The organism is Roseibium sp., assembly GCF_051016195.1.
Classification (GTDB): domain Bacteria; phylum Pseudomonadota; class Alphaproteobacteria; order Rhizobiales; family Stappiaceae; genus Roseibium.
This window is the reverse complement of the sequence record NZ_CP134616.1, coordinates 3,255,289-3,269,214: the sequence shown is the minus strand read 5'-3', so window position 1 is coordinate 3,269,214 and position 13,926 is coordinate 3,255,289. Positions and strand designations below refer to the sequence as shown.

Below are 13,926 nucleotides of genomic sequence, written 5' to 3'. Positions count from 1 at the left end.
ACCATGACCGCTGTCAGGCGGAGCCGCAAGCACAAAACGCTTTAGGCGCCCGCCGCTTCCTCTCCGGAGTAGTCCGGCTCGTGATCGGTCTCGTCCTGCTTGTGTCTGTGCCGCCCGCGCCGTCCGGCGGATGCTTTCCTGAGGAATGAACGCATGCCCTTGGCAATGCCCTCGATCCCGTTCAGACGCTTCATGAACGATGAGCCGCTGTCGAGTTCCTTGTCCAGCCGCGCCATGGTCCGCGGTATGCCCTCATCGTCTTCATCCAGCCAGACCCTGACGACCCGCGCGAAAGCGACCGAGAGCCCCTGCGCAACGATACCGGCCTTCAATCCGGAGACGTCGATCCCCGCAGCGATCAGCATCCATTTCTGGGACCGGACCTCCAGACGATTGAAATCCAGCGCAAGCGCCGGATCCTTGCGCGCTGCCCTGTGAAGGGCTCTCACCGCGTCCTTGTGTCCGTCCAGCGCGTCGATGCGCGACATGAGAATGTCGAACAGCCGGTCCCGGGGAGGCTGGTCATGCATATCCTCATCACGTTCATCCAGAACCGTTTTGTCGACACTCTCGGCAAAGGCTGCAACGAGATCCAGTTTCGATCCGTACGCGCCCCGCATGTCGGAAAGCTTGACCTTCGCCTTTTCCGCAACCAGCGGCAGGGAGACGTCCTCGTAAGGATGATCTGAGAGAAGATCCAGAAATGTCTGGAGGATCTTTTGCTTGGTCTTGGCGGTCGTCATGGAGCAAACTCCCTTGGTTCCTGGTTCAGAACATAGGAGATCGAACTTGCGCCGAAAAGGGTGGCGCACTGCCGCAGTTCAGGAATTTGCGTGCAGACGGCGCTTGACTGACATGCAAGTGTGCCACTTGCAGAGACGGGCAACGTTGAATGTTGCCTCAGCCAGCCAGTTCCTGCGCCCTCTTCACGGCGGCTGCGACGGCTTCGGTCAGAACGGGCTGAAGCCCATTGTCATGCATCAGAACCTCAAGCGCTGCCGCAGTCGTTCCGTTCGGACTGGTCACGTTCTGGCGCAACACCGAAGGATGTTCGCCCGACCGGTGCATGAGTTCCCCCGCGCCGCTCACGGTCGCGACGGCCAGTTGATGGGCGATCTCTTCTGGCAGTCCCGCATCCTGTCCGGCCCTGCTGATCGCTTCCGCGAGATAAAAGACATAGGCCGGACCCGACCCGCTGACGCCCGTCACGAGGTCGATCTGGTCTTCCGCATCGAGCCAGACGACTTTGCCGACAGCTGACAGCAGGTCTGCGACCGCTTGTTTCTGGCTTTCGCTGACCAGCCCGGTCGGATAGACGGCCGTGATGCCGCGTTTGACCATCGCCGGTGTGTTCGGCATGCACCTGCAGACCGGGATGTCCCCGAAAACCGACAAAAACTTTGAAACCGGTGTCCCTGCGGCGACCGACATGAGCAGCGTGTCCGGAAGGACCGCCGGCTTGATGCCCGGAAGCACCGTGTCCATCATCTGCGGTTTGACCGCGACGAGGACGATACCTGCCTTGAGATCGTCCGGAACCGCTGAGACGTGGCGGATACCGTGCCGCGTCAGCAAGGCATCCATCTCGTCGGACAGGCCAGGGTCGCAAACGACGATGGCAGAAGGATCGATCCCTTCCGCCATCCATCCGGATAACATGGCCCCCCCCATCTTGCCGGCGCCGACAAGAAGAAAGGGGCGCTCTTTTGAAAAACTCATGCTTCTCCTGCGGTCTCGAACAAGGCCGAGCTCATTGCCTCGGTTGCGGAGTGTCCGGCCCAGACAACAAACTGGAATGCCTGATAAAAGCGCTCGCAATTCTCCAGCGCGTTGGTCAGCATCCCCTCGATCTGTGCGGACGAGGCCTCAGCGCCACCGCTCAGCAGCAGCGATTGCCTGAACATGATCACGTTCTCTTTGTGCCAGAGATCGAAATGACCCATCCAGAGTTGTTCATTGACCAGTGCAAGCAGTCGCAAGACTTCCATCTTGCGCGGTTCGGTCACCTTGAGGTCGAACGCGCAGGCCAGATGCAGTGCTTCAACTTCCTCCATCCATGAAAAGGAGACATGGTAGTCGCACCAACTACCTCCAAGGGAGATTGTGATTTCATCATCGTCCGAGCGCTCGAACGCCCAGTCGTTCAGCGCGGCAACGGTTTCGATGGTATCAACGGGATTGCCAGGTCGCTCGAATTCGATCTCGATGAGGCTCATGATGCCTACTCCCCTTCCGAGCCGGAGGCCGGGAACCCGATCAGGATAACCGGGCGGGCCGCCGGGAAAAGTCCCATGCCGAAGGAGCAAAACGCGTCCTGTTGTGGCCCGTTACGATCGAACCGGTTCCGTCTTGCTCCGACGAATCCCTGTTACATCGAGTATAGGATCAGGAATGATTTAATGGATACACACCAAATTGGACGAAAAAGCCGAAACTTGTGGAAGAATCTGGCGAAATTCTGATCAGACTGCCCAAAATCTCTGCATTCCCGCCAACTTTTCCGGTCGCAATTCTGTCATGGGAAATTAACAGAAACCGCTCAATTCGACGTCATCCGGCCTGCTCAGGCGTCTCCACTTCCCGTTGCGTCGCCACCTTCCAGCTTGGCCAGCCGCGATTCGAGCTCCTCGATCCGGTCGAGCGCGCGCACCGCCATGTCCTTGACGGCCTCGTGCTCTTCGCGCGAAACCATGTCCATATCCGACAGGAAACGCTCGGCCTGGGCCCGAAAAGCGGTCTCCACCTCGCGCCGGGCGCCTTGGGCGACACCGGCGGCGTCTGTCATCAGTTTGGCAAAATCATCGAGAAGGCGGTTTGGACCCTGGGTCATCAGACCCTCCTTGTACAAGAAATGTTGACTGTCAAAGAGGTATGGGTGAAACGCGGCGAGTTCAAGAACCATTTGCGTCGCACCACGTATCGACCTGCGGTCTGCATGCTTGACGGAGAGGGAAAGATAGCGCAAGCGTTTGCCCGAATTGCGCCAATGTGACGACCTGCCAGGAAGGACCCCACGTGCCAGCTGTTTTCGTCCTGCCGTTTCCGGCAATCGACCCGGTGATTATCGAGATCGGCCCCTTCGCACTGCGCTGGTATGCATTGGCCTATATTGTCGGCATCATTCTCGCCTGGCGTTACATGCGCAGCCTCGTCCTGAACGACCGGCTGTGGAACGGCGGGAGGAGACCCACCCCCGTGGAACTCGACGATTTCGTGCTTTGGGGAACGCTTGGCATCATCCTTGGCGGGCGCCTCGGCTACGTGCTGTTCTATAATCCGGGCTACTATCTTTCCAACCCGGGCGAAGCCCTGGCGATCTGGTCCGGCGGCATGTCCTTCCACGGCGGATTTGCAGGCACCGTCATTGCAATGGTCCTGTTCGCCTGGCGCAGGGGGCTGCCGGTCTGGACGCTGTTCGACCTTGCCGGCTGCGCCGCGCCGATAGGCCTCTTCTTTGGCCGTGCTGCCAATTTCATAAATGCCGAATTGTGGGGACGGCCAGCCGATGTGCCCTGGGCAATGGTGTTTCCCGGCGCGGGTCCGGAACCAAGACATCCCAGCCAGCTCTACGAGGCCGCTCTTGAGGGCGTTCTCCTGTTTTTTGTTCTGCGCCTTCTGAGCCATCGGTTTCAGTTGCTGAAAAAGCCCGGTTTTCTTGCCGGTGCGTTTGCCTGCGGATATGGCATCGGCCGCTCGATCGCCGAACTGTACCGGGTTCCGGACGCCCATATCGGCTACTTGTCCGGTTTCCTGACTATGGGGATCTTGCTGTCGTTGCCGATGATCCTCGCCGGGCTGGCACTCATGATCTGGGCCGCGAGACGCCCTGACGGGGATGCAGCGGCTTGACGGATCTCAAGGAAAAGATCAAGGCCGGCATCGCCAATGAAGGCCCGGTTCCAGTCGCGCGATACATGGCGCAATGCCTCGGCGACCCTGCGTTTGGCTACTACCAGACGCGCGAGCCGTTTGGCAGAGAAGGAGACTTCATAACAGCTCCCGAAGTCAGCCAGATGTTCGGCGAACTCCTCGGCGCAGCCTGTGTCGCCGCATTCAAACATCTCGGCGAGCCGGCAGCATTCAGTCTGGTGGAATTGGGTCCGGGACGTGGAACGCTGATGGCCGATCTCCTGCGCGCCGCATCACTTCGTCCTGGCTTTGTTGCCGCCGCGAACCTGCATCTCGTCGAGACGAGCCGGCGCCTCAGGAAAATCCAGAAAGAGACACTCGCCGGTGCTCCGCTGAGCCCCGCCTTCCACGACACGGTTGAAGACATGCCGGACGGACCGGTCATTCTCGTTGCAAACGAGTTTTTCGACGCACTGCCGATCCACCAGTTTGTCAGAACCCCGGAGGGCTGGCATGAACGTGCCGTCGGGCTGGATGCCGGCGGTGAACTGGCATTCGGCGCTGGAACGGCGCGCATCCCTGACGGCGACATACCGGAGGATTTCCGGAACGCTCCACCCGGAACAATCCTTGAGACGCAGCCTGCCGCCAATGCCATTGCCGAGGCACTGGGGCGCAGGATGGGGCGTGCAGGCGGTGCTGCGATCATCGTCGACTACGGTTATCTGAAATCCGCGACAGGCGACACATTGCAGGCGCTTTATCGTCATGCCTATGACGATGTTCTGGCTCACCCTGGCGAGGCCGACCTGACGGCCCATGTGAACTTCGAGGCACTGGCAGGCGCGGCGCGGCGCGGCGGAGCGGCATCGTCCGCTGTCCTGACGCAGGGCGATTTCCTGTTGCGTTCAGGCCTTCTGGAACGGGCCGGCTCTCTTGGCGCCGGAAAGACGCACGAGGAACAGGAAGCCATTCGCGACGCGGTCGAGCGCCTTGCGGCACCGGATCAGATGGGTGATCTTTTCAAGGTTCTGGCGCTCGCAAGCACTCCGGTTCCCTTTCCTCCATTTGACAGCGCCTCATGAAGCAACCAAGGATCAGAGGTCGGGTACGAATCGAAACACAACAGGGGCCCAATGCTTGGGCGGTGCAGCCGCACGCGTCTTTTCAGGGCAGTTCATGAAGATCGAAGCAGAAGCACTGACCCTTGATGGGATCCGCCACGGCTTTTTCACGCGCGAGGGCGGCGTTTCGAAAGGGATTTACGGGAGCCTCAATGTCGGCCTTGGCTCTGAAGACGCGAGGGACATGGTGCTCCAAAACCGGGGCCGTGTCGCCGATGCGCTGAGCGTATCAACGGATCGGCTCATGTCGCCTTACCAGATCCACTCGCCTGATGTCCTGACTGTCGACGGACCCTGGGAAGATGGCAATCACAAGAAGGCGGATGCGCTCGTCACCGACAGACCGGGATTGGCGATCGGCATTTTGACCGCTGACTGCGGGCCGATCCTCTTTGCGGACCCGGGCGCAGGCGTTGTCGGCGCGGCCCATTCGGGCTGGAAAGGCGCGCTGACCGGTGTTCTTGAAAACACGGTTGCGGCCATGGAGGCGCGCGGGGCAGAGCGCGAAAGCACGGTGGCGGTTCTTGGCCCGACGATTTCGCGCCACTCTTATGAAGTCGGACCGGAATTCCACGACCGCTTCGTCAACGATGCGGCAGGCAACGAAATTTACTTCGCTCCGTCCGAACGCGATGGCCACTACATGTTTGATCTGCCGGCATTCATCACCGATCGTCTTCGGAAGACAGGTGTGGGCACCGTCGCGGATCTCGCATTGTGCACTTACCGCGACGAAGACCGCTTCTTTTCCTACAGACGGACAACCCATCGCGGCGAGCCCGACTACGGCCGCCAGATCAGCGCGATTTCCCTGGAGTCTTGACGACCAATCGAGTGAATGTGAGGACGAGCATGGCACTGCACTTTTCAGACGCCGAATTTGAGCGCCGCTTTACCGAACTGAAAGCCGTCATGGACGCCGAGAAACTCGACGCCATGCTCCTTTTCGCCCAGGAAAGCATGTATTGGCTGACCGGTTACGACACGTTCGGCTTCTGTTTCTTCCAGTGCCTCGTCGTGACCAAGGACGGCGAAAAGGTCCTGCTGACCCGCTCGGCCGATCAGCGTCAGGCGCGCCATACCTCCAACATATCAGACATACGGATCTGGATTGACCGCGGTTCCGCGAGCCCCGTGCTGCAGCTGAAGGAAATGCTGTTCGACATGGATCTTCTCGGCAGCAGAATCGGGATCGAATACGACACTCACGGCATGACGGGCAAGATTGCGCTGCAGATCAACGCCGAGCTGACGAGTTTCGCCGATCTGCGCGACGCGTCGACGCTGATACCGGATCTGCGTTCGGTCAAGAGCCCGGAGGAGATCGTCTATGTCCGCAAGGCGGCGGAACTGGCGGACCACGCATTTCATGCCGCCATGGATGAGATTCGCCCCGGTGCGGACGAAGGCAGGATCCTCGCGGCCATGCAGGGCGCGATTTTCGAAGGCGGCGGCGATTACCCCGGCAACGAGTTCATCATAGGCTCCGGTCACGACGCACTTTTGTGCCGCTACAAATCCGGCCGCCGAGTATTGGCCGAGCGTGATCAGATTACACTCGAATGGGCCGGCAGTTACCGGCACTATCATGCAGCCGCCATGCGAACGATCATTGTCGGCACCCCTTCCGACCGGCATCAGGAGATGTATCTTGCAACCCGTGAAGCCCTGGCGGCCGTCGAAACGCAGATGGTGCCCGGAAAGACCTTTGGCGACATATTCGACGCCCATGCAGAACGCGTGGACGCTCACGGCATGATGCAGCATCGATTGAATGCGTGCGGCTACTCTCTTGGCGCCCGCTTTACACCAAGTTGGATGGACACGCCCATGGCCTACAGATCCAACCCTGCCGAGGTCAAGCCGAACATGGTGATCTTCATGCACATGATTTTGATGGATTCCATCACCGATACCGCCATGACGCTCGGCCGGACCTACCTCACCACCGAAGGCGCGCCGGAGTGCTTATCCACTCTGCCTCTCGACCTGCCGGTAAAGTCAGGATAAACCAAGTGCGACACGAAGACCGGCCTGGCAGCACCCCTGTTCGGACGGTCCCGCATCGGATTGACGCAGACACCAAGAGCCGGACCATTTCATGCTCTCATTTTCCAGCCTGAACTCCCATTCCGTATTGCGAGCGGCGGCGGGTCTGCTGCTTCTCGGGTTCCTCGCCGCGTGCCAGTCGTCCCCTCAGCCGCCGACCCCGATCTCGGGGCCGGTTACTGCCCCGTCCATCGCCGGACAGTCCGATGAAGAAAACGGCGTAACCTTTGCTTTCGAACCGTTCACGGGCGCTCCCGGGAATATCGCCGATGAGCTTTCAGAATATATCGGGAGGGAAGCACGCCGGCAGGGAATTACGCTCGTCAGGCGCGTGGGAGCTGCCGCGACCTATCGTGTGAACGGTTTCCTCGCCGCCACGGGCCAGCCCTCCAACGGGACCGTGTTTTATGTCTTCGACATCGTGGACGCCAACGGCAGCCGATTGAAGCGAATCTCGGGAACCGAGTCGACAGGCGGTGCTTCCGGCGACCCCTGGCAGGCCGTCAGCTCGTCGACTTTATCGCGAATCGCAACGCGCTCGATGGTGGAAATCGAGGCCTGGCTCAACCGATAATGATCGCTTAGCCGGGTAAGTATGGCATTGCGTCGCAAAATTTCAAAAAAAGAGCGAATGAAGGCCTATCTCCTGTTGTGGTCCCGTTGCTTGGTTGTTACAACGCCGCCGCCTGCCGGGGGTCGCCTGAACACAGGCCTGCGGCACCCGGCACTCGACACGACATAGGCCTTTTCAGCGTGCTTGCACGGTTTAGTCGCCCGCAATCGCGCCGTCGCACCAGAAGGACTTGCGGCTCATGAAGATCGTCGCGGGCAATTCGAACCGAGCCCTGGCTGAGGAAATCTCCAAATATTTGGATGTTCCGCTGGCCAAATGCCAGGTCAGGCGCTTCGCCGACCAGGAAATCTTCGTAGAAATCCAGGAAAATGTGCGCGGCGAAGATGTTTTCGTCGTGCAGCCGACAAGCTACCCGGCAAACGACCACCTGATGGAGTTGCTCATCATCATCGATGCGCTCCGCCGCTCCTCTGCCAGGCGCATCACTGCCGTGATCCCGTATTTTGGCTATGCACGCCAGGATCGGCGCGCGTCGGGCCGGACACCGATTTCGGCGAAGCTGGTGGCCAATCTGATCACAAACGCCGGTGCCGACCGCGTTTTGACCCTGGATCTCCACGCCGGACAGATCCAGGGTTTTTTCGATATCCCGACGGACAATCTGTTCGCGGCCCCCGTGATGACGCGCGACATCAAGGAGCGCTACGCGACCGACAACGTGATGGTCGTATCTCCGGATGTCGGCGGCGTGGTGCGCGCCCGCGCGCTCGCCAAACGGATCGACGCCCCGCTCTCCATCGTGGACAAGCGCCGCGACAAGCCCGGGGAGTCGGAAGTCATGAACATCATCGGGGAAGTGAAGGGATACGACTGCATTCTCGTCGATGACATTGTCGACAGTGGCGGGACCCTGTGCAATGCCGCCGAGGCACTGCTGTCACAGGGCGCGGAATCGGTAACGGCCTACATCACGCACGGTGTGCTTTCGGGCGGCGCGGTGGCGCGGGTGACATCCTCGAAGCTGAAAGAGCTTGTCATCACCAACTCGATCGAACCGACAGCCGCAATAACCGCGGCGGCCAATATCCGCACGATTTCAATCGCGCCGCTCATCGGCGAGGCGATCAATCGCACGGCCCTGGAAAAATCGGTCTCCAGCCTCTTCGGCTAGGATCTAGGAGATGGACCCATAAATGAGGCCGTAATGGCTTGAGGCGGCTTGCTTCTCATCAAGGCGCGGAAGAGCAGGAAATGTGTTTCATTTTCAAGCCTTTCGCAACGCCGGGGAGAAGCAAGCCGGTCAAATCCGAAGGACACGGAAATGGCGTCACCCCGTGGCGTCAGCGTGCTTGACCGGGCAAAAAGCCCGCTCCGCACACCCTTCCAAACGGGATTTGGCCATTTCGCATGCCATTTCAGTCTCATTTATGGGTCCGTCACCTGGAGCAGTTCAAACCTAGCAAACAAAACTCGAAACGCCGGTCTCTCACCGGCGTTTTTCATTCTGTGCCTGCCACGCAAAGGAATGCAGTTCGCGTCTACCGGGCACGAGCTCAAAAATTTTCCCAAATGATCAAAAAATTCACATCGAGATCGCGTGCACAGCTTGTGAGCACGCATATTTTGTGATCAACTTTTCAGGCTAATAATACTTCCAGGGGATTCCGATGCTCGTATCAAAACAATTTTCCAGGGTCCGCAGGGCCCTGTTGTCGGCTGCGTTGGCCGTCACAGCCACCGTCGCCTTGCCATCCGCCGATGCGTTGGCCACCGATCCGATCAAGGTGGCGGCGATTTACACGGTTCCGGTCGAACAGCAGTGGGTCAGCCGTATCGACAAGGCGCTGAAGGCAGCGCAGGAACGGGGTGAAATCACCTACACCTTCTCCGAAAACGTGGCCAACACCGATTATGAACGTGTGATGCGCGAATATGCCGAACAGGGCATGGACCTCGTGGTCGGGGAGGCCTTTGCCGTGGAGCGCGCCGCGCGCAAGGTTGCCGCGGAGTATCCGAACACAGCCTTCCTGATGGGCTCTTCTTTCGGACCGGCCAAGCCGAATTTTGCCGTCTTCGACAACTGGATCCATGAACCGAGCTACCTGTCGGGCATGATTGCAGGCGCCAGCACCAAATCGAATGTGATCGGCATGGTCGGTGGCTATGCCATTCCGGAAGTCAACCGGTTGATGCACGCCTTCATGGATGGCGCGACCTCGGTCAACCCGGATGTGAAGTTTCTCGTGACCTTCATCAACTCCTGGTACGACCCGCCCAAGGCCAAGGAAGCGGCCTTCGCCATGATCGACAAGGGTGCCGACATTCTCTATGCCGAGCGCTTCGGTGTATCTGACGCGGCCAAGGAAAAAGAGATCCTGGCAATCGGCAACGTGATCGACACCTCCGCAGACTATCCCGGAACGATCCTGTCTTCTGCGCTCTGGCACATGGAACCGACGATCGATCGCGCCGTGACGGCGGTCGTCGACGGCAGCTTTGAACCGGCTGACTACGGCCCCTTCAGCTTCATGTCCTACGGTGGCGGCAGCTTCATCGTGGATGAGAGCCTGGCAGATCCGGACGCCGTTGCGGCCGCGAAGGAGAAGGAACAGGAAATCCTGGACGGCCTCTTCCGCGTCAACGTCAACGACAGCGAACCCAAATCGACGATGTAACGTCCTCGGCCGGCGGCTCCAAGCCGCCGGCATCTCCTGCCCAAGCCGCACGGACGGCCGAAAACCAATTTCCGGAGCTCCGCATGACGGAACCTACGCAAGCGGCGGAGACCGTCCTCAGGCTGGACGGCATCACCAAGCGCTTTGGCGACCTGACGGCGAACGGCGACGTTTCGCTCGATCTCAGAAGAGGCGAAATCCTGGCTCTGCTGGGCGAAAACGGTGCCGGCAAGACGACCCTGATGAATATCCTGTTCGGGCACTATGTAGCTGACGAGGGTCGGGTCTATGTCGCCACGCAAGGCGCCGGGCTCAGCGAACTGGAAGCCGGGTCGCCCCACGCCGCACTTGAAGCCGGCGTCGGCATGGTACACCAGCATTTTACACTCGCGGAGAACCTGAGCGCGCTCGACAATATTGTTCTGGGAACAGAAAGCCTGTCCGCCCCGACCTCCGCGCGCAAAACCGCCCGCCAAAAACTTATGGACCTGATTGAACGGTCCGGTTTGAGCGTCCCGCTGGATGCCCGGATTTCACAGCTTTCCGTTGGCGAGAAACAACGCGTCGAAATCCTGAAGGCCCTTTACCGCGATGCCCGGGTCCTTGTTCTCGACGAACCCACTGCCGTGCTGACGCCGCAGGAATCAGACACCCTGTTCGCAACGCTGAAAAAGCTCGCGGCGGACGGGCTTGCGATCATATTCATCTCCCACAAGCTTGCGGAGGTGATCGCCTCGTCCCATCGCGTCGCCGTGTTGCGCGGCGGACGCAAGGTCGCCGATCTTGCAACTGCCGAGTGCGATCTCAGGAAACTGGCCGAACTGATGGTCGGACACGAGATCGTGGAGACGATACGCAGCAAGGGATCGCCGGGAGCCCCCCTGCTCGTTTTGAACAGCATCTCGGCCGGCGGCGGGCGTGATGCTCTTCGTGAAGTTGATCTCGCGCTCCATTCCGGCGAGATCCTCGGGATCGCTGGTGTCTCGGGCAACGGTCAAACCATGCTTGCACGCGTGATCTCCGGCCTGCAGGTCCCGGCATCGGGGACGATGACCCTTGCGGGATCCGACGAAACCGGCGCAAGCGCCCGCAGGATGATCGACCAAGGCCTTGCCCGCATCCCTGAAGACCGCCATCACGACGGCATCGTCGGCGCCATGAGCGTTTCTGAGAACCTGGCAATCGAAGCCATTCGCAAACCGCAGAACCAGCGCTTCGGTCTGCTGCGCTTCTCGGCCATGCGGGAAACCGCGAGGCGGTTGATCGAGGCCTATGACATCCGCTGCCAGGGAGAAGACAGCCAGGCACGGCTCCTGTCAGGTGGCAACATCCAGAAAATCGTGCTCGCGCGAACACTTGACCCCGAACCGCAGGTGGTGCTCGCAGCGCAGCCCTCCCGAGGCCTGGATGTCGGCGCAACCTCTGACGTCCACAAGCGGCTTCTGGCCGCGCGCGACCGGGGCGCAGGCGTGATCCTCATCTCCGAGGATCTCGACGAACTGATGCGCCTGTCTGACCGGATCGCGGTCATACACCGGGGCCGGCTGTCGGCGGCAGACCCGACCGAATACCTGGACCGCGGAACGCTCGGCCTGCGCATGGCCGGCCAGAGTGGAGAAGCAGCATGATCCGGTTTGAACCCCGCCCGCCGGCATCCGTATCCCGCATGCTTGGCGTCTCCCTGGCTGCAGCTGTGGCCGCGCTTGTCCTGGCCGCCATACCCATGCTTTTTGCGGGTTTGTCGGTTTTCGGAGCCTATGGCCTCATGGTCAAGGGTGCCTTCGGTTCCCTCTTCGCCTTCACTGAAATGCTGACACGCGCAACACCGCTGATCCTGACCGGGCTTGCCGCGGCCGTCGCCTTCCGGGCCAAGCTCTGGAACATCGGTGCCGAAGGTCAACTCTACATTGGAGCACTGGCTGCCGTTGCCGTCGGCACCGGTGCCATTTCCGCGCCGGCCTTCGTCCTCATTCCGATGGTGGTTCTCGCAGGCGCGCTTGCCGGCGGTCTGCTCATGCTGGGCCCGACCTTTTTGAAGACCCGTCTGGGTGTGGACGAGGTCGTCACGACCCTCCTGTTGAATTTCATTGTCCTTCTTTTCGTCCAGATGATGCTGGAAGGCCCCATGCAGGATCCGATGGGAATGGGTTGGCCACAATCGGAGCCGATCCTTGATGAAGCCGCCCTGCCCAAGCTGCTTGACCGCATGCGCATACACTGGGGCCTTGTTCTCGCACTGGCAGCCTCGCTCGGTGTCTATTTCCTGCTCAAGCGAACCGTTTGGGGTTTCGAAATCCGTGCCGTCGGCGAAAATGCCGCCGCGGCCCGCCACGCTGGCATTCCCGTTACTGCGACGTTCATTCGCGTCGGCCTCCTGTCGGGCGCGCTTGCCGGCATTGCCGGCGTCGGGGAGGTGGCCGGGCTGAAAGGCTATCTCACCGCGGACCTATCGCCGGGTTTCGGCTATTCCGGCATCGTTGTCGCCATGCTTGCAGGCCTGTCGCCCATCGGCGTCGTCTTTGCGGCGCTTTTCATCGCCAGCATCTTTGTCGGAGCGGATTCCATGTCCCGCGCCACCGGCGTTTCCAACTATCTGGCAGACCTGATCGTCGCCATGGCGCTTTTGTGCGTCCTCGTCTCCGGCCTGTTCCTGCGCTTCAGGGTGAAATTCATCACGGCTCCGACGGCAAAGGAGGCTGGCCGATGATCGAAATCGTTGAGATTCTCTTTTCCGCAAACTTCTGGGCCGCGGCCCTGCGCATTGCCACACCGCTGATCTTCGGCGTAATCGGCGCCCTGATCTGTGAGCGCGCGGGCGTGCTCAACCTGGGGATCGAGGGGATCTTCACGGCCGGCGCCATGGCCGGATGGATGGCGGTCTGGCTCGGAGCCGGCCTCTGGGGCGGTGTGCTGGTGGCTGCATGCGCCGGTGCGGTCTTCGGGCTGCTCCACGCGATCCTGACCGTTCCGCTCGGGCTGTCCCAGCATGTCTCGGGCATCGGCGTGACGCTCTTTGCAACGTCATTGAGCTATTTCATCTACCGGACGGCACTCCCGGATGTCTCCTCCCCTCCCCGGATCGACGCCTTCCAGCCGCTCGACATTCCGGTCCTGAGCGAGTTGCCCTTCATCGGTCCGGCCCTGTTTCAGCAGACGCCCCTGACCTTCCTGGCGTTGTTCCTCGTGCTTGCAACCGCCTACGTGCTCTACCGGACCCCGCTTGGTCTCGCGATCCAGGCGGTTGGTGACAACCCGGCGGCGGTCGAATCCCAGGGGCTTTCCGTCTATGCCATTCGCATGGGCACCGTGGTTGCCGGCTCGGCGATCATGGCGCTTGGCGGCGCGTTCCTGACGATGTCGGCATTCGATGCGTTTTTCTTCGGCATGGTCAATGGCCGCGGCTGGATCTGCATCGCGCTCACGGTCTTTGCGTCATGGCGTCCCGGCAAGGCGTTGATCGGCGCCCTGCTGTTCGGTGCATTCGATGCCTTCCAGGTGCGGCTGCAGACCGAAGTCGGCAGTTTCATTCCCGGCCAGATCTTCCTGATGATGCCCTATATCCTGTCGATTGCGGCCCTCATTGTGGTAGCGAGGCGGGCCGACTATCCGCGCGCGCTGCTCGTTCCGTATTTCAGGGGCCAACGCTGAGGTAAGA

Annotated in this window: 14 protein-coding genes; 10 read left to right on the top strand and 4 right to left on the bottom strand. The window is 60.5% G+C overall.

From position 1 onward, the window contains the following. Positions 1 to 41: 41 nt before the first annotated feature. The 4 genes from RDA78_RS14880 to RDA78_RS14865 form a co-directional block, all read right to left on the bottom strand. Positions 42 to 743: a TetR/AcrR family transcriptional regulator gene (locus tag RDA78_RS14880; RefSeq protein ID WP_434056076.1), complete on the bottom strand. Its 702-nt coding sequence runs from the start codon at positions 741 to 743 to the stop codon at positions 42 to 44. A 157-nt stretch (positions 744 to 900) separates the two neighbouring features. Continuing rightward, the gene (gene proC, locus RDA78_RS14875; protein ID WP_434056075.1) at positions 901 to 1,719 is read right to left on the bottom strand and encodes a pyrroline-5-carboxylate reductase; all 819 of its coding nucleotides are present in this window, start codon (positions 1,717 to 1,719) and stop codon (positions 901 to 903) included. Then, on the bottom strand, positions 1,716 to 2,216 hold the full coding sequence (locus RDA78_RS14870; protein ID WP_434056074.1) for a YbjN domain-containing protein: 501 nt from the start codon (positions 2,214 to 2,216) through the stop codon (positions 1,716 to 1,718). The genes proC and RDA78_RS14870 overlap by 4 nt, the downstream gene beginning before the upstream one ends. A 347-nt stretch (positions 2,217 to 2,563) precedes the next feature. Continuing rightward, on the bottom strand, positions 2,564 to 2,830 hold the full coding sequence (locus tag RDA78_RS14865; RefSeq protein WP_319383440.1) for an accessory factor UbiK family protein: 267 nt from the start codon (positions 2,828 to 2,830) through the stop codon (positions 2,564 to 2,566). Positions 2,831 to 3,015: 185 nt separating this feature from the next. Between RDA78_RS14865 and lgt the strand changes: the two genes are divergently transcribed. The 10 genes from lgt (at position 3,016) to RDA78_RS14815 (ending at position 13,919) form a co-directional block, all read left to right on the top strand. Beyond that, on the top strand, positions 3,016 to 3,849 hold the full coding sequence (lgt, locus tag RDA78_RS14860) for a prolipoprotein diacylglyceryl transferase (RefSeq protein WP_434056073.1): 834 nt from the start codon (positions 3,016 to 3,018) through the stop codon (positions 3,847 to 3,849). Further along, positions 3,846 to 4,934, top strand: coding sequence for a class I SAM-dependent methyltransferase (locus RDA78_RS14855; RefSeq protein ID WP_434056072.1), 1,089 nt, complete (start codon positions 3,846 to 3,848; stop codon positions 4,932 to 4,934). The genes lgt and RDA78_RS14855 overlap by 4 nt, the downstream gene beginning before the upstream one ends. A gap of 94 nt (positions 4,935 to 5,028) precedes the next feature. After that, the gene (gene pgeF / locus RDA78_RS14850) at positions 5,029 to 5,796 is read left to right on the top strand and encodes a peptidoglycan editing factor PgeF (protein ID WP_434056071.1); all 768 of its coding nucleotides are present in this window, start codon (positions 5,029 to 5,031) and stop codon (positions 5,794 to 5,796) included. A 29-nt stretch (positions 5,797 to 5,825) separates the two neighbouring features. Next, positions 5,826 to 6,983, top strand: coding sequence for a M24 family metallopeptidase (locus RDA78_RS14845; protein WP_434056070.1), 1,158 nt, complete (start codon positions 5,826 to 5,828; stop codon positions 6,981 to 6,983). Positions 6,984 to 7,074: 91 nt separating this feature from the next. After that, positions 7,075 to 7,596 (top strand): hypothetical protein, encoded by a 522-nt coding sequence (locus RDA78_RS14840; protein WP_434056069.1) that lies wholly within the window; start codon positions 7,075 to 7,077, stop codon positions 7,594 to 7,596. A 238-nt stretch (positions 7,597 to 7,834) separates the two neighbouring features. Next, positions 7,835 to 8,767: a ribose-phosphate pyrophosphokinase gene (locus RDA78_RS14835; RefSeq protein WP_434056068.1), complete on the top strand. Its 933-nt coding sequence runs from the start codon at positions 7,835 to 7,837 to the stop codon at positions 8,765 to 8,767. A 496-nt stretch (positions 8,768 to 9,263) separates the two neighbouring features. After that, on the top strand, positions 9,264 to 10,271 hold the full coding sequence (locus RDA78_RS14830) for a BMP family protein (RefSeq protein ID WP_434056067.1): 1,008 nt from the start codon (positions 9,264 to 9,266) through the stop codon (positions 10,269 to 10,271). Between the two features lie 83 nt (positions 10,272 to 10,354). Further along, entirely contained in the window at positions 10,355 to 11,899 is a 1,545-nt protein-coding gene (locus RDA78_RS14825) for an ABC transporter ATP-binding protein (RefSeq protein ID WP_434056066.1), read from the top strand. After that, positions 11,896 to 12,978, top strand: a complete 1,083-nt coding sequence (locus tag RDA78_RS14820; protein WP_434056065.1) for an ABC transporter permease — start codon at positions 11,896 to 11,898, stop codon at positions 12,976 to 12,978. The genes RDA78_RS14825 and RDA78_RS14820 overlap by 4 nt, the downstream gene beginning before the upstream one ends. Further along, the gene (locus tag RDA78_RS14815) at positions 12,975 to 13,919 is read left to right on the top strand and encodes an ABC transporter permease (protein WP_434056064.1); all 945 of its coding nucleotides are present in this window, start codon (positions 12,975 to 12,977) and stop codon (positions 13,917 to 13,919) included. Before RDA78_RS14820 ends, RDA78_RS14815 begins: the two co-directional genes overlap by 4 nt. The last annotated feature ends 7 nt before the right edge of the window (positions 13,920 to 13,926 follow it).